20 protein-coding genes are annotated in these 24,036 nt (G+C 43.4%); 3 read left to right on the top strand and 17 right to left on the bottom strand.

The annotated features are described in order from the left end of the window. Positions 1–28: 28 nt before the first annotated feature. The 4 genes from serS to EYW48_RS04815 form a co-directional block, all read right to left on the bottom strand. Positions 29–1,336 carry a serine--tRNA ligase gene (gene serS / locus EYW48_RS04830; protein WP_168786648.1) on the bottom strand — a complete coding sequence of 436 codons (1,308 nt, stop codon included), beginning with the start codon at positions 1,334–1,336 and terminating at the stop codon, positions 29–31. Between the two features lie 103 nt (positions 1,337–1,439). Continuing rightward, positions 1,440–2,789, bottom strand: coding sequence for a replication-associated recombination protein A (locus EYW48_RS04825; RefSeq protein ID WP_171980984.1), 1,350 nt, complete (start codon positions 2,787–2,789; stop codon positions 1,440–1,442). Positions 2,790–2,808: 19 nt separating this feature from the next. Then, positions 2,809–3,411, bottom strand: a complete 603-nt coding sequence (gene lolA / locus EYW48_RS04820; RefSeq protein ID WP_176313028.1) for an outer membrane lipoprotein chaperone LolA — start codon at positions 3,409–3,411, stop codon at positions 2,809–2,811. A 98-nt stretch (positions 3,412–3,509) separates the two neighbouring features. Then, the gene (locus EYW48_RS04815) at positions 3,510–4,115 is read right to left on the bottom strand and encodes an SEC-C metal-binding domain-containing protein (RefSeq protein WP_277431946.1); all 606 of its coding nucleotides are present in this window, start codon (positions 4,113–4,115) and stop codon (positions 3,510–3,512) included. 115 nt (positions 4,116–4,230) lie between these two features. On the opposite strand from EYW48_RS04815, the gene dusC reads away from it, so the two are divergent. Continuing rightward, positions 4,231–5,181 (top strand): tRNA dihydrouridine(16) synthase DusC, encoded by a 951-nt coding sequence (gene dusC, locus EYW48_RS04810; protein WP_053309284.1) that lies wholly within the window; start codon positions 4,231–4,233, stop codon positions 5,179–5,181. A gap of 15 nt (positions 5,182–5,196) precedes the next feature. Here the strand turns inward: dusC and EYW48_RS04805 are convergent, their stop codons facing one another. From EYW48_RS04805 to yfbV, 5 genes are all read right to left on the bottom strand, one after another. After that, positions 5,197–6,654, bottom strand: a complete 1,458-nt coding sequence (locus tag EYW48_RS04805) for a GGDEF domain-containing protein (RefSeq protein ID WP_277431945.1) — start codon at positions 6,652–6,654, stop codon at positions 5,197–5,199. Positions 6,655–6,835: 181 nt separating this feature from the next. Further along, the gene (locus EYW48_RS04800) at positions 6,836–7,630 is read right to left on the bottom strand and encodes an ABC transporter ATP-binding protein (protein ID WP_168521697.1); all 795 of its coding nucleotides are present in this window, start codon (positions 7,628–7,630) and stop codon (positions 6,836–6,838) included. Then, positions 7,627–8,571, bottom strand: a complete 945-nt coding sequence (locus tag EYW48_RS04795; RefSeq protein WP_053309281.1) for an ABC transporter permease — start codon at positions 8,569–8,571, stop codon at positions 7,627–7,629. The genes EYW48_RS04800 and EYW48_RS04795 overlap by 4 nt, the downstream gene beginning before the upstream one ends. A gap of 59 nt (positions 8,572–8,630) precedes the next feature. Next, positions 8,631–9,596 (bottom strand): ABC transporter substrate-binding protein, encoded by a 966-nt coding sequence (locus tag EYW48_RS04790; protein ID WP_053309280.1) that lies wholly within the window; start codon positions 9,594–9,596, stop codon positions 8,631–8,633. A 249-nt stretch (positions 9,597–9,845) separates the two neighbouring features. After that, on the bottom strand, positions 9,846–10,298 hold the full coding sequence (yfbV, locus tag EYW48_RS04785) for a terminus macrodomain insulation protein YfbV (RefSeq protein WP_053309279.1): 453 nt from the start codon (positions 10,296–10,298) through the stop codon (positions 9,846–9,848). A 349-nt stretch (positions 10,299–10,647) separates the two neighbouring features. On the opposite strand from yfbV, the gene EYW48_RS04780 reads away from it, so the two are divergent. Together EYW48_RS04780 and pta are read left to right on the top strand one after the other, a co-directional pair. After that, a complete protein-coding gene (locus tag EYW48_RS04780; RefSeq protein ID WP_053309278.1) occupies positions 10,648–11,844 on the top strand; it encodes an acetate kinase in 1,197 nt (398 codons plus the stop codon). Positions 11,845–11,988: 144 nt separating this feature from the next. Next, the gene (gene pta / locus EYW48_RS04775) at positions 11,989–14,133 is read left to right on the top strand and encodes a phosphate acetyltransferase (RefSeq protein WP_053309277.1); all 2,145 of its coding nucleotides are present in this window, start codon (positions 11,989–11,991) and stop codon (positions 14,131–14,133) included. A 104-nt stretch (positions 14,134–14,237) separates the two neighbouring features. Here the strand turns inward: pta and EYW48_RS04770 are convergent, their stop codons facing one another. The 8 genes from EYW48_RS04770 to EYW48_RS04735 all read right to left on the bottom strand — a co-directional run bounded on the left by EYW48_RS04770 (position 14,238) and on the right by EYW48_RS04735 (position 23,997). Further along, positions 14,238–15,188, bottom strand: coding sequence for a glutathione S-transferase family protein (locus tag EYW48_RS04770; RefSeq protein ID WP_053309276.1), 951 nt, complete (start codon positions 15,186–15,188; stop codon positions 14,238–14,240). A 176-nt stretch (positions 15,189–15,364) separates the two neighbouring features. Continuing rightward, positions 15,365–16,357, bottom strand: a complete 993-nt coding sequence (oppF, locus tag EYW48_RS04765; RefSeq protein ID WP_277431944.1) for a murein tripeptide/oligopeptide ABC transporter ATP binding protein OppF — start codon at positions 16,355–16,357, stop codon at positions 15,365–15,367. Continuing rightward, complete coding sequence (locus EYW48_RS04760; RefSeq protein ID WP_010319733.1) at positions 16,354–17,325, bottom strand: ABC transporter ATP-binding protein; 972 nt, start codon at positions 17,323–17,325, stop codon at positions 16,354–16,356. Before EYW48_RS04760 ends, oppF begins: the two co-directional genes overlap by 4 nt. A gap of 22 nt (positions 17,326–17,347) precedes the next feature. Beyond that, positions 17,348–18,250, bottom strand: a complete 903-nt coding sequence (oppC, locus tag EYW48_RS04755; RefSeq protein WP_026028150.1) for an oligopeptide ABC transporter permease OppC — start codon at positions 18,248–18,250, stop codon at positions 17,348–17,350. Between the two features lie 15 nt (positions 18,251–18,265). Continuing rightward, complete coding sequence (oppB, locus tag EYW48_RS04750) at positions 18,266–19,186, bottom strand: oligopeptide ABC transporter permease OppB (RefSeq protein WP_013856495.1); 921 nt, start codon at positions 19,184–19,186, stop codon at positions 18,266–18,268. 118 nt (positions 19,187–19,304) lie between these two features. Further along, a complete protein-coding gene (locus EYW48_RS04745; protein WP_029189786.1) occupies positions 19,305–20,936 on the bottom strand; it encodes an ABC transporter substrate-binding protein in 1,632 nt (543 codons plus the stop codon). Between the two features lie 729 nt (positions 20,937–21,665). Then, positions 21,666–22,904 (bottom strand): NAD(P)/FAD-dependent oxidoreductase, encoded by a 1,239-nt coding sequence (locus EYW48_RS04740; protein WP_053309270.1) that lies wholly within the window; start codon positions 22,902–22,904, stop codon positions 21,666–21,668. 22 nt (positions 22,905–22,926) lie between these two features. After that, positions 22,927–23,997 (bottom strand): class I SAM-dependent methyltransferase, encoded by a 1,071-nt coding sequence (locus EYW48_RS04735; RefSeq protein ID WP_277431943.1) that lies wholly within the window; start codon positions 23,995–23,997, stop codon positions 22,927–22,929. Between the last annotated feature and the right edge of the window lie 39 nt (positions 23,998–24,036).

Genomic DNA, 24,036 nt, shown 5'->3' with positions numbered 1-24,036 from the left:
CGGTTTTTGCATTGGGTCAACAGCATCGTTAACCGATGTGTGTTGCGCCACCCATATAAGATTGCAGCGCTGTAGGGATAGCAATTCGACCATCCGCTTGTTGGTTGTTTTCCAAAATAGCAACCATTGTACGACCAACCGCAAGACCAGAACCGTTAAGCGTGTGCACCAGTTCAGGTTTGCTCGCTCCTTTGCGACGAAAACGCGCTTGCATACGACGTGCTTGGAAATCCCACATATTTGAACAAGATGAGATCTCACGATAAGTACCTTGTGCCGGAACCCACACTTCCAAGTCATAGGTTTTACGTGCGCCAAAACCCATATCGCCAGTACAAAGCACAACTTTACGGTATGGAAGCTCAAGTAATTGCAGTACTTTTTCAGCATGGCCAGTTAGTTCTTCTAGCGCAGCCATTGAATCTTCAGGGCGCGTAATTTGTACTAACTCGACTTTATCAAATTGGTGCATACGAATAAGGCCACGGGTATCACGACCGTAAGAACCCGCTTCTGAACGGAAACATGGTGTGTGCGCCGTCATTTTAAGTGGTAGATCCGCTTCATCTGAAATGGTGTCACGCACCAAGTTCGTTACCGGTACTTCAGCCGTTGGGATAAGAGACAGTTTGCGTGGCTCTTCATCATTCACTTTTTCAGTTAGTGGCTCAGTGTGGAATAGGTCTTGACCAAATTTAGGTAGTTGACCAGTACCGAATAGGCTGTCTGAGTTCACAAGGTAAGGCACGTACATTTCTGTGTAGCCATGTTCTTGAGTGTGAAGATCCAACATAAATTGTGCAATGGCGCGATGTAAGCGAGCAAATTGGCCTTTCATCACGATAAAACGTGCACCAGTGATTTTAGTAGCGCTTGCGAAATCTAGGCCATCAGCCATCTCGCCTAAATCAACGTGATCTTTCAATTCGAAATCGTAACTTTTTGGCTCACCCCAACGAGAAATTTCTACGTTGTCATTTTCATCTTTACCATCTGGTACAGAGTCATCTGGCAGGTTCGGTACCGACAAAGTCACCATATCTAATTTTGCTTGGACATCAGCCAACTCAATTTTTTTCGCGTCAAGATCACTCCCTAGAGAACCAATTTGTTTTTTGATCTCTTCTGCGCCAGCTTTATCACCAGCTGCCATTTTTTGGCCAATTTCTTTGGAGATGGAGTTGCGCGTGGATTGTAAATTTTCAACTTCTACTTGAATGGATTTACGTTGTTCTTCAAGTTGACGAATTGTCTCAACGTCGAGTTTGAAACCGCGACGCGCTAATTTTGCAGCTGTTTCATCCAGCTCAGTGCGAAGTAATTTAGAATCCAGCATTGCTAATCCTATGCTTTTAGTTATGAAAAAACGCGCCTGCATCCCTTTTTAGTAAGAGCAGCACGTATAGAAAATTGAACCAGACAAAGATAACGAAAAGACACTATTTTTCATAGCGCTTTTGTGGGCTTTTTGCGTCTAAACTAGCCAAGTAATCTAACTTTTCGCCAATTTTGGTTTCTAAACCTCGATTTGTTGGCAAATAGTAGCGAGTTTCGATCATCTCAGGAGGCAGATAACGCTCCCCCGCCGCATAAGCACCGAGTTCATCATGGGCATAACGATATTCAGCACCATAACCAAGATCTTTCATCAAACTGGTCGGGGCATTACGCAAATGAGGCGGCACCTCGTATTCTGGTAAATTATGAGCGTCAGCTAAAGCTTGCTTCCATGCGGTATAAACTGCATTACTTTTTGGTGCGCAAGCTAGATAGACTATTGCTTGTGCAATAGCGCGCTCACCTTCAGCAGGACCAACACGGGTAAAGCAATCCCAAGCCGCTAATGCCACTTGCATCGCGCGCGGATCAGCATTACCAACATCTTCTGAAGCGATAGCTAGCAAACGGCGAGCAATGTAAAGCGGGTCACACCCGGCGGCAATCATTCTCGCAGACCAATACAGCGCTGCGTCAGGGTTTGAACCACGAATCGATTTATGCACGGCAGAAATCAAGTCGTACCAAATGTCCCCTTTATTATCAAAACGAGAAACTTTTTCACCAGCTACTTCCGCTAGCAGCTTCAACGTAATTAACTTTTCTCCTTGCGCATTTTCATCCGCCATATCGAACAAAAGTTCAAGGTAATTCAGTGACATACGTGCATCACCATTGACTAATTCAGCCAAGCGTTCGAGCACGTTATCCATAAACTGCGCGGCAATCTTGCCCAAACCTCGGTCTTGATCTGCAATGGCTTGATTGAGTGCGAGTAAGATTTCGTCTCTATTAAGTGAAGTAAGCTTATAAACACGAGCACGAGAAAGCAGTGCGTTATTGAGTTCAAATGAAGGGTTTTCGGTCGTGGCACCGATAAAAGTAACCGTGCCATCCTCGATATGCGGTAAAAAAGCATCTTGCTGAGATTTATTAAAACGGTGCACCTCGTCCACAAATAAAATAGTGCGACGCCCAGCCATTTTGTTTTCACGTGCTTTCTCTATCGCGGCGCGAATTTCTTTGACACCGGATGTGACCGCTGAAACCCGCTCAACCTCAGCATTGGCATAATTCGCCGCAACTTCAGCTAGTGTGGTTTTTCCTGTGCCAGGAGGCCCCCACAGAATCATCGAGTGAATATGGCCCGCTTCTAATGCTCGGCGCAATGGTTTCCCCACCCCGAGAATGTGTTGCTGACCAATATATTGTTCGACAGTTTGTGGGCGCATTCGCGCTGCCAGTGGACGAAAATCTTCATCCCCTGAGAAATCTAAGCTGTAGTTACTCACTCTAACCCTTCTTGATCAATTAATTACGCTGGTCGTCGACCTCAACCCCTTGTGGGATCTTAAAGGTGAATGAAGCTGCATTGGGTTTATCTAATTTAACATTGCTAAACGTAAACATACTTTTTTGGCCATCTTGCTCAATGACGTTAAACCCTTTGACGATACCTTTACTGCCAATATCAATTTGAAATTGGCCTTGATTGGAATCGGCAGCTGTCGGCGTTAATGTGAAACGATCATCCGCTTGGTCAACCTGGTAGTTATCCCAATCGCTTGCGCGGTTACGTGTGAGTAATACAAAAGGAGTTTGTTCGGTAGCTTGATCTTGATTGTAAATACTGACCTGTTCAATAAACGGACTGTAATACCAAAGGCTTTTGCCATCTGACACCAAAAGGTTTTCATCAGGCGCGGTGGTTTCCCAACGGAAAAGGCTTGGACGAGCAATATCAACTTTACCCTGGCCTTCCATTACAATATCACCATCAGGGCTAATAACTTGTTGTGTGAAAGTCGCACTAAATCCTTCGTTGAGTGCAAGGCGATGGCTAAGCTCATCTTTTGGAGCAGCCAAAACAGATACAGAAAAGCCGCATAGCAATAAGGCCAATACTTTATTCATGGATATCACTCCGATTAGACAATAATTACGTTCTTTATAGGTGTTTATTCACCTTGATTTGTCAGCGTTTTGTGGAGATTTTAACGCTGCATTGACCGCTATTTCCCACAGCATTGCTTAAATTTTTTGCCGCTATCACACGGACAAGTATCATTGCGGCCCACATTTTTGAATGGGTTAACACTTTGTGTTTTGGCACCAAGCATTAATTCATCAGCCATCAAAGCCACTTCAGTGATCATCAAATCCAGTTGCTCGGCAAAATCACTTAAACTGGGTGGTATCTCAAATCCAGATTCTTTCATCTGTTGTTGGGTTTGCTCTTCATTAATAGCAAGCATAAAAGTGGTAAGCAACGCTTGAAGCATGCGTAAACTACCATCCCCAATTTGGTGTTCGACCCAATGCTCTTCAACTACAGGCCAAACATTCATGAAGCCTTGTGCGTAATCTGCCCATTGCTCACGAGTATCTAACAAAGCAAGGGCAGAATATTCACTGCGCTTGAGTAAATGATATTGCTGATTTATCTGCTCAACAACCAAAGGCTCAATAGTATTGACCTTTTCACCAACCAAAGGTTCTAACCATGCACTCGGTTCAAGCGGTTGAGTAGCGAAGTTGGAGGCAAGTATCGCACCTTCTAGAAACAGTGGGGAATGTTGGCATTCAGCCTCAGAAATATTAATAAGATGGTAGGTCATTGAATTCAGTCTTTACGTGCATTTGGCCGCTAATTATATACTAACTCTTGCGGTTAGTGACTTTTGATTCCTCAACCACTACAATCTCGCCTCAAATTTCTAAGGCGATATGATAATGCGAGTAATTTTGGGCCCAATGGAGGGTGTGTTAGATCATTTAATGCGTGAACTACTCACTCAGATCAATGATTACGATCTGTGTGTTACCGAATTCGTGCGTGTTATCGACCAACTGCTGCCTGATCATGTTTTTTATCGCCTTTGTCCTGAGTTAGAAAATGATTCTTGTACCCAGTCTGGTGTACCTGTTCATGTGCAATTACTCGGTCAAGAAGCAAATTGGATGGCAGAAAATGCCGTCCGAGCCGCAAGCTTAGGCGCTCGAGGAATTGACCTCAACTTTGGCTGCCCAGCAAGGCTTGTAAACCGCAGTAAAGGCGGCGCAGCATTATTACAACACCCCGAGTTAATCTACCAAGTGGTCAAGGCGTGTCGAGATGCCGTGCCCGACCATATTCCTGTTTCAGCTAAAATTCGTCTGGGGTGGGAAGACCCTAATGATTGCTTTGAAATTGTAGATGCGATTGAACAAGCCGGTGCTAATGAGTTAACGGTGCACGCCAGAACTAAAGCCGGTGGCTACAAAGCCAGTGAAATCAAGTGGGATTACATTAATCAAATTCGTCAAAAAACGTCGATTCCTTTAATCGCCAATGGTGAAATATGGAATTACGCAGACGGACAAGCTTGTATTGAAACTACGGGCGTTGATTCATTGATGGTATGTCGCGGTGCATTTAATGTCCCCAATTTAGGCAATGTGGTCAAACATAACCATAAAGTGATGCCTTGGTATGATGTCGTTGATCTGATGCTGCGCTATTCTCAGTATGAAATAAAAGGTGACAAAGGGCTTTATTACCCGAATCGCGTCAAACAATGGTTCGCTTACCTGCGTCAACAATATCCTCAAGCTAACGAGCTATTCAGAGAAATACGTACTTTCAATACCGCAGCTCCTATCGTTGAACACATAGAACGATACCGCGCTAGCTTACATGCCTAAGCTTTGAGCTCAAGGCTAAAATACGAGTTTATTCTTGCCTGTTTTTTTAGCTTGATACAGTTTCTCATCGGCGGCTTTAAACCAAGTTTCGAAGTCGTCAGAGCTTTTTTTAACCACTTCTACGCCACCTGAAATAGTAAATCCAGAGTCAATAACTCGACTTGAATCAGCCACTATTGCATCTTTTACCCGTTGCATGATCTGTTTCATTCTTTCCACATTATGCCCCGTCAGGTACACCACAAACTCTTCGCCACCAAACCTTGCAACTGCATCGCTATCACGTGTATTCGTTTCTAGCTGATCAGCAACGTAACAAATTACGTTATCCCCCACGTCATGCCCATAAGTATCATTAATTACTTTAAAGTCATCTATATCCAACACCGCAATTACGGCATATTCACCGTACTTTATTTTACTCAAGAAAGTCTCTAAACCTCGGCGATTAAGTAGACCTGTCATTGGGTCTCGAGCCGCTAAGTCTTTTAAATGGGCTTGTTCAACACGCGAATTAAAATAAAACAATGTGACAACAGAAAATAGATAAACAATGAATACGACGGTTAAGTTGAATTTTTTCACCTCGAGGAAATTTTTAAATTCATCATGCCAATTTAATTCATAGTAAAGTAAGTGATGGAAGTCGAGCCCATCAATATTAAGCAATTTTTCCCGGTAAGCATTATCGGGAACAGGGGTGGTTTTATTGTCAATCAAATGTATTAAATTGGTCAGTTTACTCTGCTTATTGAGCAGTTTATCGACCTCGATATTTAAAGCGATAGCTCCTTGGAATTTGTCTTTGTACATTACCGGTAATGTCATGGATAAAACCGGTTCGCTTAAGGAAAACTCACCTAATGTTGCAGGGCCAGACACAGTAACTTGATTATGATTTGCAGCTGTTTTTTGCCAATAAGGACGTGATTTTACAATAGCAAGTGTATCTTTATTAATATTTTTGGAAACCGTATCTGGCGATGACATCACATAACCAAAATTATCGACATAATGAATACCGTAAATAAAATCATCTAAATCATGTAAAAATGACAATATTGGTGCTAATGCAATTTTTCTTGCTGCGCGTTTAAATAATGCACTACTCTCATCACACAGCGACTCCTTTCCCACCAACATATAACTGATCTCAACAGTTGGAATGTCATGGCTTTTATTGTCAGCTAAAATTGACGATTCAAAAGGCCACATGCGACACAGCCCCCCCGATACCTCTCGGTTAAGATCAACTAACTGCACATCCCTATTTTTGAAATAACTGGTAAAACTATAATCTAGCGAGGTTATAACTTTTGCTGAGCGTGTAAGCGACGCATCAATATACGCGTACTGGTTATCAATATCCTCATTTACGATATTCATATAATTGTGTACAACAAGCATCACCATAATCAGAGCAAAAACAATAGGCCCCAAAATAATCGATTTTAGACTTACATTGTGGTTCATTCAGCATCCTAGTTCAGATAGAGATATTAAAGCCCATCAAAAGTTTAATACAATTGATGGGCTTTCGACATAAATTCGGTAAAACAAAACCAAACTAATCAGCAGACGTTCCTTAACAGCGTATATTATAAAATCATAGCGTTATATACCCAAACCACTTGAAGGGCATGCAACGCCTAGACTAATTGAGCAATAGGCTATCATCAGCCAGTTCCTCACCACGGACCTTGGAAAACATTTCTAGTAGATCAGGCACTTTCATATTGGCACGCTGCTCACCAGACACATCAAGAACAATTTCACCTTGGTGAAGCATGACAGTTCGATCACCACATGCTAGGGCATCTTTCATTGAATGCGTTACCATCATTACCGTCAAATTGAATTCTTTGACGATAGTTTTGGTTAAATCGATAATGAAAGCCGCCATACGAGGATCAAGAGCTGCAGTGTGCTCATCAAGCAGCAGAAGTTTGCTATCTGACAAAGTCGCCATCACTAAACTCACGGCTTGACGCTGTCCACCAGACAGCAAACCGATATTATCACCGAGGCGATCTTCTAAACCTAACCCTAGAATCGAAATACGCTCTTGGAATAGCTTTCGGCGAGACGCAGAAAGTGATAAACCCCACCCTCTTCGCTTACCACGCATAAACGCTAGCGCCATATTTTCTTCAATCGTTAAATCACCACATGTACCTGCTAATGGGTCTTGAAAAACGCGCGCACAGACTTTGGCTCGCTGATCAACTGTCTGACGAGTGACATCAATCTCATCAACCAATACTTTTCCACCCACCATCGGTGTCTCACCAGTTACGGCCCCTAATAAGGTCGATTTACCAGCTCCATTTGACCCAATCACAGTCAAAAATTGATGTTCTGGCACTTCCAAATTGATACTTCTTAACGCTCGATTTTCTAAAATAGTGCCAGGATTAAAAGTAACTTGAATATCTTCTAAACGGATCATAATGTTTCTCCTGACGCTTTATCCTGCTTAGCAACAACGGGCTTCTGAGCAGGATTACTCCCCTTTTTTGCCTTGAAATTCCTTTTAAGTTTTGGAGCAATGAGTGCAACCGCGACCAGTACAGCCGTTACTAAGTTGAGATCCGACGCTTGCAAGCCAAACATCCCAGAACTCAGCGCAAAAGCTACCGCTAAGCGATAAAGCACAGATCCTACAATAACCGCTACAACGGCTACCCATATTTTGCGTCCTGGAATTAATGTCTGGCCTAAAATCACAGCGGCAAGGCCAACAACGATAGTTCCTACACCAGAAGTTACATCGGCAAAACTGTTCGTTTGTGCAAACAAGGCACCAGCAAAACCGACAAAGCCATTAGATAAGGCCAGCCCAAAATAGGTATAGAATGCGGTGCTACCACCCTGTGCTGAAACCATACGCGCGTTAACACCAGTGGCACGCAAACCAAGGCCAAAATCACTATTAAGCAAGCGTACTACTGCCCATGCAGAGATAAGCACCAGCACACCGACTACAATTGGGCGGATGTAAACAGGATCACCTAAAGCTTCAAATGGGGTCAGGATCGTGTCTTCACCCAACAACGCAATGTTAGGACGCCCCATGATACGGATATTAATAGAGAAGGCGGCAATCATTGTTAAGATTGAGGCGAGCAAATGTAAGATGCCGCAACGGACAGCTAGAAAGGCAGTAACCCAACCAGTGAAGGCCCCCGCTAAGATAGCCATGCCAGTCGCAACCCAAGGATTTATACCAGCAACAATAGCTGTAGCAGCTACAGCTGCTCCCATTGGGAAGCTACCATCAACACTCAGATCGGGAAAATCAAGGACACGGAAAGTCAGGTAAACACCCAGTGCCACCAGCCCGTAAAGCAACCCTATTTCTAGAGCGCCAAAAAAAGCAAAAGCAGACATAACAACTCCTTTCTCTGCTTAAACAGAGTTGGGGTACTGACCCCAACTCTGAATTTTCTTTATTTTACGCTCGTCGCACGATCTAGAACGGATTGAGGAATGGCCAAACCGAGTTTGTCTGCAGCGGTTTTATTGACAAAAAGGTCTGATCCTTTCGCCACTTTAACATCCAGTTTCCCAGGCTCTTGCCCTTCTAAAATAGCGGCAACATAATCGGCCGTTTGAACACCAATTTGATAATAATCAAAACCAAGGCTTGCTATTGCGCCACGTTCAACATATGAAGTCGCCGCACCAAATACTGGCGTTTTAGCTTGGTTGGCTGACACAATCATGCCTTCAATAGCACTAGCAACCGTGTTATCAATCAAGGCATAAATAATGTCAGATTTGGCCGCGATAGCTTGAGTTGCGGTTTGAACATCCGCGCTTTTTAACGCCGTCGCTTCTACTAATTCGATGCCATGCTTTTTGGTGCTTGATTTTAATAGTTCCATCAAACTAACGGCATTAGCCTCTCCAGGGTTGAAAACCACACCGATCGTTTTCACATTCGGCATAATTTCTTTAATCAATTCAACATGCTGTTCTACCGGTGATAGGTCAGAAAGACCGGTGACATTTTTACCTGGCTGCTCTAGCTTCTTAACAAGTTTTGCCCCTACTGGGTCAGTAACTGCGGTAAACACAATAGGAATATTCTTAGTAGCAGACACTAGCGCTTGCGCTGTTGGTGTTGCAATACCAACTAATACATCTGGATTTTCACCGACAAATTGACGAGCGATCTGTACAGCAATGGCAGGGTTACCTTGAGCAGTTTTAAAATCAAACTCTAAGTTTTTGCCCTCTTCATAGCCCTTTGCTTTGAGGCCATCAAGAAGACCTTGACGAGTGGCGTCTAAGGCCGGGTGTTCAACAATTTGTGATACTGCAACTTTGGCAGTTTTTGCCATGATACTCGTTGAAGATAGTAATGCGGCTCCAGCGAGAACGGCGGTAGCAATGACTTTGCCTGCTTTCATCTTAACTCCTTGATTTAAGCACTTGGTATTGGATGTTGTGTTTTATATTTTTATAAGTGTGCACTTAATGCGCAACTAACAACATTATTACCAGTAACTTAGAATAAAGGGAAGTGAGATTTAACAGTAAAATAACAAAAAGAGAGGTGAGAATACGGTCTTACGGTATTAAAGAGGAAATCCAAGAGGACTCCACCTGGAAGTCCTACAACGGTTAATTTCAGAGTACAACTAACTGGCTAGCACGATTTAAAACCAACGCTCTAATGCTGCTTTGTCTAAATGACGAAACGCACGATTGAGAATCACGGCTAACTCTTTGTAGCGCGGCTTTGCTTTCATCGGATCTAAAGCAAATCCATTTTCAACAATTTTTTGGTGCAGTTCACGATACCACCCCGCTAATGACGGAGGAAGTTGTGTGTTGGCACGATTACCTAACCACCACATACCTTGTAGCGGTAGACTGATCGCAAAAAGTGCAATCACGATGGCCTGTGGCATCGCTTGTGCATTATGAAACACCATTTGAGTCAGCACGCTGATCGCTGCGATAGCCGGCATAACTTTAACGCCGAATCGCGTTGCTTTAATAATACGCTGCTCTGGGAAAATAAATCCCAACTCTTTACGGATAGGCCAAGTATCCATGTACTTCTGGCCATCTTTCAAGCTGTGAACGATTCCAACTTTATTATTCATAGCGCTCTCTCACTCTAGATGCCGCTCATTTAACTAAAAAATAGTTTAATGATTCAACTAATCGCGTAAAAATTTGATGAAAGTTAATATTCTTTCAAAATTTTTTTGTTATATTGGCCCAATATCGCTATCCTTTGCAGACCCTCAATCTCATTGTTGCTGTTATTTAGCATTTAGGCAACTCCGAGATGAATTCTGCAAGGAATGCACCGACTGATTTTACTCAAAAAGTCACGTCTCATTATACGGAAATTCAAGTTTTATTGACCAAGATTAGTAGCACTCCGTAAAGGTTGGACTATTCTTGAGAATGATTTTTATCTTAACCGATTATTACAGGTAGTCACACATGTCTAAGCTAGTTTTAGTTTTAAACTGCGGTAGTTCTTCTCTTAAATTCGCTGTTGTTGATGCAGAATCAGGTGCAGAGCACCTATCAGGCCTTGCTGAATGTCTTCACCTTCCTGAAGCACGCATCAAGTGGAAACTTGATGGTAAACATGAAGCTCAATTGGGCGAAGGTGCAGCACACGAAGAAGCACTAGCGTTCATGGTTGAAACTATTCTTGCTTCTAAGCCTGAACTTGCAGCCGATATTGCAGCCGTTGGTCACCGTGTTGTTCACGGTGGTGAACAATTTACTGCTTCAGCACTGATCTCTGATGAAGTACTGCAAGGTATTGAAGATGCAGCGAACTTCGCACCACTTCATAACCCAGCGCACATCATCGGCATTAAAGCAGCTCAAAAATCATTTCCAAATCTAAAAAATGTTGCCGTTTTTGACACAGCATTCCACACAACAATGCCTGAAGAAGCATACCTATACGCGTTACCGTACAACCTATACAAAGATCACGGTATTCGTCGCTATGGCGCACACGGTACTTCTCACCTATTCATTGCTCGTGAAGCGGCTGAGCGTTTAGGTAAACCAGCTAATGAAGTAAACATCATTAACTGCCACCTAGGTAACGGTGCGTCTGTTTGTGCTATTAAAAATGGTCAATCAGTTGATACGTCTATGGGCCTAACTCCACTAGAAGGTCTTGTAATGGGTACTCGTTGTGGCGATCTTGACCCTGCGGTAATGTTCCATTTACATGACAAATTAGGTATGAGTGTTGCTGAAATCAACACAATGTTCACTAAAGAGTCTGGCCTTTTAGGTCTTACTGGTGTGACTTCTGATTGCCGTTTCGTTGAAGATAACTACGGTACTAAAGAAGAAGCTACACGTGCGATGGACGTATTCTGTCACCGCCTAGCTAAGTACGTAGCTGGCTACACGGCTTCTATGGAAGGTCGTCTAGATGCTATCGTCTTCACTGGTGGTATCGGTGAAAACTCTGCACCAATTCGCGAAATGGTTCTAAACCGTTTAGCTATCTTCGGTATCGAAGTGGATGGTGAAGCTAACCTTAAAGCTCGTTTCGGCGGCGAAGGTGTTATCACAACAGAGAACAGCCGCATCCCTGCAATGGTTATCTCTACTAATGAAGAGCTAGTCATCGCTGAAGATACAGCTCGTCTAACAGGTCTTTAATTGACTTTCTGGCTAACTCCTTGAGTTAGCCAGTTTTTTACCGAGGCTCAACAAATAATTCCTACTACTGGTAATGTTGAGCTTTGTTCCTTTTGTAATCTAATCTCGATTAGATTGATTTCAATAGTTTGAGGTACTCTACTCATGTCCCGTACTATTATGCTTATCCCTATTAGCGCTGGTGTTGGTCTTACTAGCGTAAGCATGGGTGTCCTTCGCGCAATGGAGCGTAAAGGCGTTAGCGTTTCTTTTTATAAGCCAATTGCACAACCACGTTCTGGTGGCGATCAACCTGATCTTACCTCTACCATTATCGGCCGTAACAGCGATATCAAAATTGCTGAACCAATGATGATGTCAGCCGCTGAAGCCTTAATCGGTAGCGAGAAGATGGATGTGTTGCTTGAAACGGTCGTTGAACGTTACAACCACATTAATAAAGTTTCAGAAGTAACGCTGATTGAAGGTCTAGTACCAACTCGTAAACACCCATTTGCTAACCAAGTAAACGCTGAAATTGCGAAAACTCTGGGTGCTGAAATTGTGTTTGTGGCCACCCCAGGTACGGATAATCCAACTCAGTTGAAAGAACGCATTGAAGTGGCGTGCTCAAACTTTGGCGGAACAAAGAATAAGAACATTTCTGGCGTTATCATTAACAAGCTCAATGCCCCTGTTGATGATGCAGGTCGTACTCGTCCTGATCTATCAGAAATCTTTGATGATGCAGACAGCGCCAAGCAAGCTAACCTTGAAGTGATGCAAATCTTCAACTCTAGCCCAATTCGTGTGCTAGGTTGCGTGCCTTGGAGCATCGACTTAATCGCGACTCGCGCTATCGATATGGCCAAGCACCTTAATGCAGAAATCATTAATGAAGGTGAAATCAAAACACGCCGTATTAAGAGCATCACATTCTGTGCGCGCTCTCTACCGCACATGATTGAGCACTTCAAACCAGGCTCTCTGCTAGTCACTTCAGCTGACCGTCCTGACGTTATCGTTGCGGCCTCTCTAGCGGCTATGAACGGCGTAGAAATCGGTGCGGTATTGCTAACCGGTGGCTATGATATTCCAAAAGAAATCGCTGACCTGTGCAAACCTGCATTTGAAAGTGGCTTGCCAATTTTCAAAGCACAAGGCAACACATGGCAAACTTCACTAAACCTACAAAGCTTTAGTCTAGAAGTTCCAGCTGATGATAAAGAGCGTATTGAGTTCATCAACGATCACGTTGCAAGCCACATTGATGGTCCTTGGATTAACTCTTTATCAGAAGGTACGCAAGGCATTCGTCGCCTAAGCCCACCCGCATTCCGTTACCAATTAACAGAATACGCTCGTCGTGCAGGCAAGCGCATTGTTCTTCCTGAAGGTGATGAGCCACGTACAGTGAAAGCTGCAGCTATCTGTGCTGAGCGCGGTATTGCTACTTGTGTACTTCTTGGTAACCCAGAAGAAATCCGCCGCGTTGCGGCTCAGCAAGGTGTTGAGCTAGGCGCTGGTGTTGAGATTATCGATGCCGATTCAGTACGCGAAAATTACGTAGCACGCTTAGTTGAACTTCGCGGCGCGAAAGGCATGACTGAAGTCGTTGCTCGTGAAAAACTGCAAGATTCAGTATTCCTTGGCACAATGATGCTTGAAGCGAATGAAGTTGATGGCCTAGTTTCTGGTGCAGTACATACCACTGCAAACACCATTGTACCGCCATTCCAAATCATCAAGACGGCACCGAATGCATCGATCGTATCTTCGATCTTCTTCATGCTACTGCCTGATCAAGTATTGGTTTACGGCGACTGTGCAATCAACCCAGATCCAAATGCTGAGCAATTGGCTGAAATCGCGATTCAATCTGCAGATTCAGCAGCAGCATTCGGTATCGACCCACGTGTTGCGATGATTTCATACTCAACTGGTGAGTCTGGTAAAGGCGCAGATGTTGATAAAGTACGTGAAGCTACTCGCATTGCTCAAGAGAAACGTCCTGATCTTATCATTGACGGTCCTCTACAATACGACGCAGCAATCATGGAAAACGTGGCAGCTTCTAAAGCACCAAATTCTCCAGTAGCAGGTAAAGCAACGGTATTCGTATTCCCAGACCTAAACACGGGTAATACAACCTACAAAGCGGTACAACGCTCAGCAGACCTTGTTTCTATTGGTCCAATGCTGCAAGGTATGCGCAAACCTGTCAATGACTTGTCTCGTGGCGCATTGGTTGACGATATTGTTTACACTATCGCCCTAACTGCTATTCAGGCTGGCCAAGAAACTAAATAATTTTTAGATTTTGGTTTAACCAATGACAAAAGCCCTCAAGGTTAACCTTGAGGGCTTTTTTTCAAGCTGATCACTTAATTACTGTGAGTGGTATAACATGATATTTATATCGCGATACTCTCGCGACCATGCGGACTTTCTAAATCCAATTCAGGGCCTGCGGGCACCACTTGAGTTGGGTTGATCCCGCTGTGACTGAAATAATAGTGACGTTTAATATGGTAAAAATCGGTACTTTCTTTCACTCCAGAAACTTGGTACAGCTCTTTTAAGTAACCATTGAGGTACTTATAATCAGCAATGCGCTTTTTATTGCATTTAAAGTGACCAACATAAACTGCATCAAAGCGTATCAATGTAGTGAATAAACGCCAATCCGCTTCTGTGATCTGCCCTCCCACCAAATAACGATGAGTCGCTAGGTGGCTATCCACCTTATCAAGAGCAGCAAAAAGCGATTGATACGCTTCTTCATAAGCCTCTTGTGTGGTTGCAAAGCCACAACGATATACCCCATTATTGATATTAGGATAAATATAATCATTCCATTCATCGATAGCAGCACGCAAAGCGTCAGGGTAATAGTCCTGTTGATTCCCCGTCAGTTGATCAAATGCACTGTTAAACATACGAATAATTTCAGACGATTCGTTACTCACAATCGTGTTGGTTTTTTTATCCCATAAAACGGGAACGGTTACCCTACCTGTATAATCCACTTTTGCTTGGGTATAAATTTGGTGTAAACGAGTATAGCCATATAACGGCTCTGGAATACCAAAGCACCAGCCCTCGCTAAGCATGTCTGGGCATACAATGGTGACATCGATATGTTGTGTTAATCCTTTTAACTCACGAAAAATCAGCGTGCGGTGTGCCCATGGACAGGCAAGAGAAACATAGAGATGATAGCGACCTGATTCTGGCTGATATAGCGCATCCGGTTTATTTTCTATCCAGCTACGAAAACCTGCATCTTCACGGATAAATTTACCGTTGCTCGCCTTGGTATCGTACCAAACATCATGCCACACACCTTGCACTAACTTTCCCATGATTCACCCTCTTAATATCGCTGCTTTATCATCCCATTATAGAGACCACAGTACAGGGCAAAACCCGACTCTATTGAGCTTGTCATTCAAAAAATTCGAACAGATCTTTGGTCGACTAGAATAAAAAAAGCGCGACCCAAACAAGGAGCCGCGCTTATGCCCGTCACAGGCTGAATTTACATGTCAACATGCAAGCATGAAACAGCATGGACATCACTGCCTTTAATCTGAGGCTTTTGTTTCGCACAAAGGTCCGTTGCTTGAGGACAGCGAGTTCTGAATACACAACCAGATGGTGGGTTAATTGGCGACGGTAAATCGCCTTCCAACATTTGGATTTTCTTCGAACGCTCTAGTTTTGGATCAGGAATCGGTACCGCCGACATCAACGCCTTGGTGTAAGGGTGTGATGGGTTAGCAAACAACGCCTCTGAAGTACCGAGTTCAACTGCATTACCTAAGTACATCACCAATACACGGTCTGAAATATGTTTCACTACCGATAAATCATGAGCGATGAAAACTAAACTCAGGCCGAGCTCTTTTTGTAGCTCTTTAAGCAAGTTAACCACCTGCGCCTGAATCGATACATCAAGCGCCGAGACTGGTTCATCACAAATGATCATTTTCGGGTTCAGGATAAGTGCACGCGCGATACCAATGCGCTGGCATTGACCACCTGAAAATTCATGCGGATAACGGTTAATCACATTAGGTAACAGACCAACTTTAGCCATCATCTCTTTAACGCGATCTTTCACCTCTTGCTTAGAAAGCTCTGGGTAAAACGTTTGTAGCGGTTCAGCGATAATATCACCAACCGTCATTCGCGGGTTTAATGAGGCAAGTGGATCTTGGAAAATCATCTGAATTTGCTTACGTGTCTGACGACGTTCAACTTCTTTCATTTTAGTCAGGTCATCACCCAACCAAACGACTTCGCCTTCTGTCGCTTCAACTAAACCGATAATGGCACGAGCAAACGTGGATTTACCACAGCCTGACTCACCAACTACGCCTAATGTTTCGCCTTCGTATAGTCGGACATTAACACCATCCACCGCTTTTAAGTTTGACGGTTTAGACCAAGGCCACGCGGATTTAGAGGCAATATTGAAGTGAACTTTGAGGTTCTTTACATCTAGTAATAATGGTTTTTGTTCGCTCATTTAACCCAAGCCTCCCAATCAGAAAAACAGGCACGTTGGCGACCATCGGCAAATGGCAATAAAATAGGTGCTTCACGTTTACAGCGTTCTGTCACTCGGTGGCAGCGCTCTTGATAAGGACAACCCGGTGGCAATCGTAGCAAGTTAGGTGGGTTTCCAGGAATTGTTGGTAATATTTCACCTTCCGTATCCAAACGAGGAATGGCTTTTAATAAACCTTCAGCGTAAGGGTGACTCGGGTTGTAGAAAATCTCATCCACAGAGCCATATTCCATCGTACGCCCAGCATACATTACCAATACTTTGTCACATGAACCCGCAACCACACCCAGATCATGGGTGATCATGATAATGGCGGTATTAAATTCGCTTTTGAGTTCATTCAACAAATCCATAATTTGGGCTTGCACCGTTACGTCCAATGCGGTGGTGGGTTCATCAGCAATCAGTAACTTAGGCCGGCATAGCAACGCCATTGCAATCATAACGCGTTGACGCATACCACCAGAAAACTCATGCGGATACATGGTAATTCGCTTACGCGCTTCGGGGATTTTAACCGCCTCTAGCATACGTACCGACTCTTCAAACGCAGCCGACTTACTCATTCCTTTGTGCAGCATCAGCACTTCCATCAACTGCTCGCTGACCTTCATATAAGGATTCAGTGACGTCATTGGATCTTGGAAGATCATCGCAATTTGTTCAGCGCGCACTTTGTTCAAGGCTTTTTCTGGCAAATTGAGGATCTCTTTCCCTTCAAATTTTGCGCTACCCGTGATAATACCATTTTTGGCAAGTAGACCCATAATAGCGAACACGGTTTGCGATTTACCAGAGCCAGACTCCCCTACGATACCGAGGGTTTCGCCTTGCTCCAGTGAAAAAGTTAAATCGTTGACAGCGGTAACAATACCATCTTGAGTGGTAAATTCGACCCGCAGATCTTTGACATCTAATAAGCTCATTATTGCTTCCTTAATCTTTTAATTATCGGTCTTTAGGATCAAGCGCATCGCGCAGACCATCACCGACATAGTTAAAGCAAAACAGGGTGACCACCATGAACGCGGCTGGGAAAGCAAGTTGCCAAATAGCGACTTCCATTGTTTGTGAACCTTCTTGTAGAAGTGCTCCCCAGCTTGTCATCGGCTCTTGAACACCAAGACCAAGGAAAGATAAAAATGACTCTGTCAAAATCATACTTGGGATCAACAGCGTCGAATAGACCGCTACAATACCCAACACGTTTGGCACAATATGACGTGTAATAATTTTCCAGTTGCTGACGCCACACACATGCGCCGCTTCAATAAACTCTTTGCTGCGTAGGCTCAAGGTTTGGCCACGCACAATTCGCGCCATATCAAGCCATGCAATTGCACCGATAGCGACGAAGATAAGTACGATATTGCGGCCAAAAAACGTGACCAACACAATAACAAGGAACATGAAAGGAACAGCGTATAGAATCTCCAAAATACGCATCATAATGCGGTCTACTTTACCGCCAATGAAGCCCGACGCCGCACCATAAAGTGTGCCGATCAGAACAGCAACCAACGCGCCCATTACGCCAACCATCAGCGAAATTCGCCCACCAACTAAGGTACGCACATACAAATCACGCCCAAGGCTATCGGTGCCGAACCAATGATCCGCATTGGGCCCAACGTGCATTGAATACCAGTCCGTATTGTCATAGGTATACGGGGCCATCATCGGTAGTACGATCACCGCAAGGGTCATCATCGTCAAAATACACAAACTGACCATTGCCGCTCTGTTACGCATAAAGCGAATTCGCGCATCTTGCCATAAGCTGCGGCCAGCTATTTCTAAGTTTTCAGAAAACTTCTCAACCGCGGCTAGGTTTTCTCTTTTCGTTAACATAACCATACGTCCCTGTTAGTAGCGAATTTTCGGGTCAATGACCGCAAGCAAAATATCAACAATGGCGTTGAAAAGAATAAATAGGAAACCAATTAAAATGGTTACACCCATCACCAATGAGTAATCGCGGTTAAATGCAGCGTTAACAAACAGCTTACCGATACCCGGTAGACCGAAAATCGTTTCAATCACCACAGACCCCGTAATAATACCGACAAACGCAGGCCCCATGTACGACACAACAGGCAGTAAAGCAGGCTTCAAAGCATGGTTAACAACGATATAGGGATAACTCAATCCTTTCGCGCGTGCCGTGCGAATAAAGTTACTGTTGAGTGTTTCTATCATTGAGCCACGGGTGATACGGGCAAAGGTGGCAATATAGAGCATCGACATACCCAGCACTGGCAGTACTAAATATTGGAAACTTCCATCTAACCAACCACCAGCCGGGAATATTTTCCAATGCAAGGAGAAGAGATAAATTAAAGCTGGGGCGAGAACAAACGACGGCATCACCACGCCAATCATTGCCGTCGACATGATGGTGTAGTCAATCCAAGTGTTATGTTTTAGTGCGGCAATCGTGCCAATGGAAACACCCGCGATAACGGTAAAAATAAACGCGATAAAGCCGACTTTTGCCGAGACAGGCAAGGCAACGGCGATCAATTCATTCACCGTATAATCTTGGTATTTGAATGATGGGCCAAAATCACCTTGCAAAATATTGGTCAAGTAGGTGAAGTATTGCTCAGACACGGGTTTGTCTAAGCCATATTTGGCTTCAATGTTGGCCATCACTTCCGGTGGTAAAGGACGTTCGCTTGAGAATGGGTTACCAGGAGCGAAACGCATGAGAAAGAAAGATACCGTGATCAACACCAACATGGTTGGTATCGCTTCTAATATCCTTTTTGCGATGAATTTAAGCATAAACTCACTCTTTCAGTCTGTGACAATGAAAATTAGAAAGACGCTGCATGTAAATTACTATCTGAAGATAGCTACATGCAGTGTCTAAGTCGTTATATTTTTATCAGCGTAAGTGGACTTACTTTGCTGTGATATAAAGATCTTTTGAGTAGATCTTATCTTCCGCATTATTCACCGGGAAGCCGCCTACATTAGGAGATACTAAACGAGATTTAACATACTGATAGATAGGGGCAATTGGCATATCTTTAGTTAATTGCTTTTCAGCATCCAGATATAGCTTAGTGCGCTCTTCTTCTGAGGTTGATTTCAACGCTTTATCAATAATTGCATCGTATTCAGCGCTTTGGTAGTGCAAACCACCCGTGGTGTTATTGCTCACCATTAAGGTTAGGAATGAAGACGCTTCATTATAGTCACCACACCAACCAGCGCGTGCCACTTCAAAGTTACCTTGATCTTTAGAATCTAGATACGTTTTCCACTCTTGGTTCTCTAATACAACGTCAAGACCTAACGTTTTTTTCCACATAGAACCCAGTGCTACAGCGATTTTCTTGTGGTTTTCCGATGTATTGTAGAGGAGGCTGAATTTCAGTGGGTTGTCTTTATTAAAGCCCGCTTCAGCTAACAATTTTGCCGCTTCTGCATCGCGCTCTTTTTGCGTCATCTTGCCGTATGCTGGCATTTGAGGATTAAAGCCAGCCGTAATTTCAGGTGTTAAGAAATAAGCTGGTTTTTGGCCTTGACCTAAAATCGCATCACTCACAATGTTACGGTCGATAGCGTAAGAAATCGCTTTACGTACGCGAACGTCGTCAAATGGTGCTTTTTTGGTATTAAAAATGTAGTAGTAGGTACATAGGTTACCCTGAATCGATACTGATTCCGGGTGCTCTTTCTTCAGACGCTTGAAGTGCTCTGTTGGCAATTCATTGGTGAAATCGATTTCGCCTGATAAGAAACGGTTCATTTCTGATACTTGGTTTTCAATAGGCAGGAAAGTAACTTTGTTAATGACTGTTTTGCCGTTGTCCCAGTATTGCTCGTTACGCTTTAGTACTAAACGCTCATTGACAACCCATTGATCAACAACGTAGGCACCGTTACCAACAAAATGCTCAGGCTTGGTCCATTGGTCACCAAACTTTTCTACGGTTGCTTTATGAACGGGTTTCACGGTTGTATGGCCCATCATCATGACGAAATAAGGCACAGCATCTTCAAGTTCAACAACGAGTGTATGGTCATCTTTAGCTTTAACGCCAAGTTCACTTTTGTCTTTCGTTCCTGCGATAATCTCTTTTGCATTTTTCATCTTGGTATATTCCATATACCAAGAGTAAGGAGAAGCCGTTACAGGGTCGACGGCGCGCTGGAAGCTGAAAACAAAATCACCAGCCGTGACAGGATCACCATTTGACCATTTTGCATTTTTGCGCAAATGGAAAATGAATGTTTTGTTGTCTGCCGTTTCCCAACTTTCTGCGACACCAGGAATGGTTTTACCATCCGAGTCTTGGTTCACAAGCCCTTCCAATAAGTCACGAATTACATGCGACTCAGGAACACCTTGGGATTTGTGAGGATCGAGTGTGGCGACTTCAGTACCGTTACCACGAACGATTTCCTGAACTTTGGCCAATTTGGTGCCGGCTGGAACATCAGCCGCGATAGAAAAAGTAGAAGTGGCAGCCACTGCCATACCCGCCCCTAGAAGAAGGGCTTGGGTGATTTTATTTTTATACATGCATAAACTCCAAGTTTTTATTTTTGCATCCATGACTTCCTCACAAGGTATCTAGAACGGCTAGATATTTAGATTTATTTAGCGCAAAAACTAAGCAGAAAAATCTAAAACCTTACAAGGAGTGCGGCACACATTATCAATCATTGAAATAATTTGCCATAAAAACGTCGTAAAAAGTCGCATAATCCTCCGACCAGATACTTAAATCAGTGGAAAAAAATGTCTAATAACCAAAAGTCAGTTCATTAAAGCAAATAATACATTTTGATTGTGATCACGGTACCAAATCATCTACCACAACACGATTTTACAACATCTTATGCTAGAGATTTGCTGAAAAATCTAGCACTAACGGTATCGTAGATCTAGCGTTAACTAACGATTAACTTTCCTAATTACATGTTCTGTGAAGAAAGTTACCCTTTCAGAAAAATAACACCACGACAACCTGTAAAGTAATATTTACAAATTAATGAATAATAAATGATATACCCAAACAACTTGAAGTTGCAGGTAGGCGGCAAGTGAGTTCATCCCCATGAGCATAGATAAACTATGTGATTGGGGTGAGCGAATGTAGCCAACACCGCTGCAACTTCAAGTAGGAAGGGTATAGAGCTAACTGTAAACGGCCCGGTTGTCGCATTAAAACGACAATGAGGATTGAATAACGCCATTCTCACTACTTTATAAAATAGCGAGAATGACACTCAGAGATGAAAGACGCGACTAAGAAGAGTGGATAAATTCAGCAAGGTTGATTAAACGGCGTTGATGCTCTGATACATAAGGGTTACTCACATCCCAAGCATATCCCGCAAGGATTGAACAAATCATTTGTTTAATGCGTGAGTTCGGATTTTCATAAAAGATCACATCTTGCAATGTGCCGTTATACCACCCTTCCACATAGGTTCTAAACACATCAACGCCGACCATTAATGGTTGTGAATAATCTTGATGCCAGTCAACCCGTTGACCTTTTAACTGATTAACGACACACGATGTAGCCAATTGCGCGGACTTCATCGCGATGGTGACACCAGAAGAGAATACGGGGTCTAAAAATTCACCAGCATTACCTAACAAAGCATAATGACGAGTCGCTAATTGCTTTACGTTCGCCGAATACCCGCCCAACTCTCCTGCAGGATTAGGGAATTGTGCGTTATTTAGAATTGCAGCAAGCTCTGGAACTTCACTCACTAATTGTTGAATGGTATCAATTTTTTCACTCGGATATTGAGCGAAAAAATCAGGCTCTCCGACAACACCTAACGAGCAGACACCATTTGAAAATGGGATAAGCCAATACCACACATCTGGGTTAACCGGGTGAACTGAAATTAATATTTTATTCCTATCATATTGCTCTTGAGGTGAATCGATATTATCAACAATATGAGTAAAAATAGCCTTGCGCGGTGGTAAACAAGAAGGTTCTTCCAATTCAAGTAGCCTTGGCAACACACGACCAAATCCACTCGCATCAAGTACATATTCTGCTTCAATCTGATATTCGACACCCTCTGAATCCTTAACAAGCAACAGTGATTGTTCATCTTGGAACTGGATATCAAGTAATTCATGCTGATAGCGAATTTCAACCCCCTGCTCAGCCGCAGAATCGGCAAGGACTTTATCAAAGTGACTTCGCTGCACTTGGAAGGTCGTTCCTGGGCCCGATGAAAATTTATCGGTGAAGTCAAATTGGGTATAGACGCCATTTTTGCGAAAAGCTGCACCATCTTTATATTGAAAGCCAGCGTCGACAACCGATTGCAGCATCCCTGCTTCTTCAATCACTTCCATACAAGCCGGAAGTAAGCTTTCGCCAATAGAGAAACGAGGAAACTGAGCTTTTTCTAGAACAATAACGTCAATTTGCTGAGCATGGAGCAACGCAGCTGCCGTCGAACCTGAAGGACCCGCACCAATAATGACGACTTGTGTATTCTCTTTATTCATAATAGGACTCATATTTCTGGAGTTAATCTTGGGCTTTTAGTTGTAATAAAGTATGGCCAAGACCAATGTTATCCGTTCTTTTTACAATTCCCAGCCCCGCTTCAGCCACAATTTCTAAGAAATCCTCACTACGGTAAAAACGACTGTTCCCGTTAGCTAAGCAAGTGAAATAAAGAGAGGTAGCATTGAGACTAAAAGACGCAGCATCATATTTCTGTGCGTCCCAAAACAGTTCAAGAATATACACTGTGGAGTCAGGTGTAAGGTTAGCGCGTACTCGCTTTAAAATGCTCAATATTTCCATCGGTGAGAAACAATCTAAAAATTGACTCATCCACCACACATCTGCCTTTTCAGGAAGTGGTTGTGATTTATCAAGCATATTGGCTGGAAACGGATGAATGCGATCCGCAAAACCTTGTTGGTCTGCATTGCGCATTGCCATCTCAAGTTGCTGAGGTAAATCAACAATGGTCACTTCAACATCAGCATCATAGCCACAGCATTGCAACGCCCATTTACCCGTATTGCCACCAATATCCACCAAGCGCTTAGGTTTGTTAGCAAAAACCTCGGCTAACAATACGGGAAATGAGCGATCAGAATAAAAATGGTCAAACTTAAACCAGCTCTCTTTGGCTTTCGGTGGTAATCGCGATAAACCTTGGTAAATAGTTTCCCAATCCCCCAACTCTTTTAAACCCGCAGGTTTGCCCTCAGTAATGGATTCCGTTAGATGCATCATCGCCGCGTAGCAAACGTCAGCAGTAAAATCCATATTCGCTTGCGTCATCCCATCATGAAGCAAAAAGATACCAAGGTTAGCGAGTGAATAATTAGGCTTATCCCATAAAACGATATGAGCGCTAATGGCCATATCTAGTAGCACTTTCACACCGTATTCAGACACACCAGTACACTGCGCTATTTTTTCTGCATCTAATCCTTCCGCTCCTGCCTCATCTAAAACCGCTAAAATACCGAGATCACGCAGTGTGCGAGCTGTATGAAAAACAATGGGAGCAAAAGAAAGCTTTTGTGCTTCCGTTTTCGCTTCTAAAGCGTTGTAAGGATCTATTTTTTGATTTAACACGTAACAACCTAATTTAAAATTTTCGAACAATATCCCAAC

This window comes from Vibrio sp. 1180_3 (assembly GCF_029478545.1).
Taxonomy (GTDB): domain Bacteria; phylum Pseudomonadota; class Gammaproteobacteria; order Enterobacterales; family Vibrionaceae; genus Vibrio; species Vibrio aestuarianus.
Note: the sequence above shows the minus strand (reverse complement) of the source record. Positions and strands in the feature narration are given on the sequence as shown.

Bases quoted from the DNA above. Each gene is read 5' to 3' on its own strand.
- oppB (WP_013856495.1), bottom strand. From the start codon at position 19,186: ATGCTTAAATTCATCGCAAAAAGGATATTAGAAGCGATACCAACCATG.
- EYW48_RS04770 (WP_053309276.1), bottom strand. From the start codon at position 15,188: ATGGGAAAGTTAGTGCAAGGTGTGTGGCATGATGTTTGGTACGATACC.
- EYW48_RS04790 (WP_053309280.1), bottom strand. From the start codon at position 9,596: ATGAAAGCAGGCAAAGTCATTGCTACCGCCGTTCTCGCTGGAGCCGCA.
- EYW48_RS04745 (WP_029189786.1), bottom strand. From the start codon at position 20,936: ATGTATAAAAATAAAATCACCCAAGCCCTTCTTCTAGGGGCGGGTATG.
- pta (WP_053309277.1), top strand. From the start codon at position 11,989: ATGTCCCGTACTATTATGCTTATCCCTATTAGCGCTGGTGTTGGTCTT.
- dusC (WP_053309284.1), top strand. From the start codon at position 4,231: ATGCGAGTAATTTTGGGCCCAATGGAGGGTGTGTTAGATCATTTAATG.
- oppC (WP_026028150.1), bottom strand. From the start codon at position 18,250: ATGTTAACGAAAAGAGAAAACCTAGCCGCGGTTGAGAAGTTTTCTGAA.
- yfbV (WP_053309279.1), bottom strand. From the start codon at position 10,298: ATGAATAATAAAGTTGGAATCGTTCACAGCTTGAAAGATGGCCAGAAG.
- EYW48_RS04795 (WP_053309281.1), bottom strand. From the start codon at position 8,571: ATGTCTGCTTTTGCTTTTTTTGGCGCTCTAGAAATAGGGTTGCTTTAC.
- serS (WP_168786648.1), bottom strand. From the start codon at position 1,336: ATGCTGGATTCTAAATTACTTCGCACTGAGCTGGATGAAACAGCTGCA.
- oppF (WP_277431944.1), bottom strand. From the start codon at position 16,357: ATGAGCGAACAAAAACCATTATTACTAGATGTAAAGAACCTCAAAGTT.
- EYW48_RS04780 (WP_053309278.1), top strand. From the start codon at position 10,648: ATGTCTAAGCTAGTTTTAGTTTTAAACTGCGGTAGTTCTTCTCTTAAA.
- lolA (WP_176313028.1), bottom strand. From the start codon at position 3,411: ATGAATAAAGTATTGGCCTTATTGCTATGCGGCTTTTCTGTATCTGTT.
- EYW48_RS04815 (WP_277431946.1), bottom strand. From the start codon at position 4,115: ATGACCTACCATCTTATTAATATTTCTGAGGCTGAATGCCAACATTCC.
- EYW48_RS04760 (WP_010319733.1), bottom strand. From the start codon at position 17,325: ATGAGCTTATTAGATGTCAAAGATCTGCGGGTCGAATTTACCACTCAA.
- EYW48_RS04800 (WP_168521697.1), bottom strand. From the start codon at position 7,630: ATGATCCGTTTAGAAGATATTCAAGTTACTTTTAATCCTGGCACTATT.
- EYW48_RS04805 (WP_277431945.1), bottom strand. From the start codon at position 6,654: ATGAACCACAATGTAAGTCTAAAATCGATTATTTTGGGGCCTATTGTT.
- EYW48_RS04740 (WP_053309270.1), bottom strand. From the start codon at position 22,904: ATGAATAAAGAGAATACACAAGTCGTCATTATTGGTGCGGGTCCTTCA.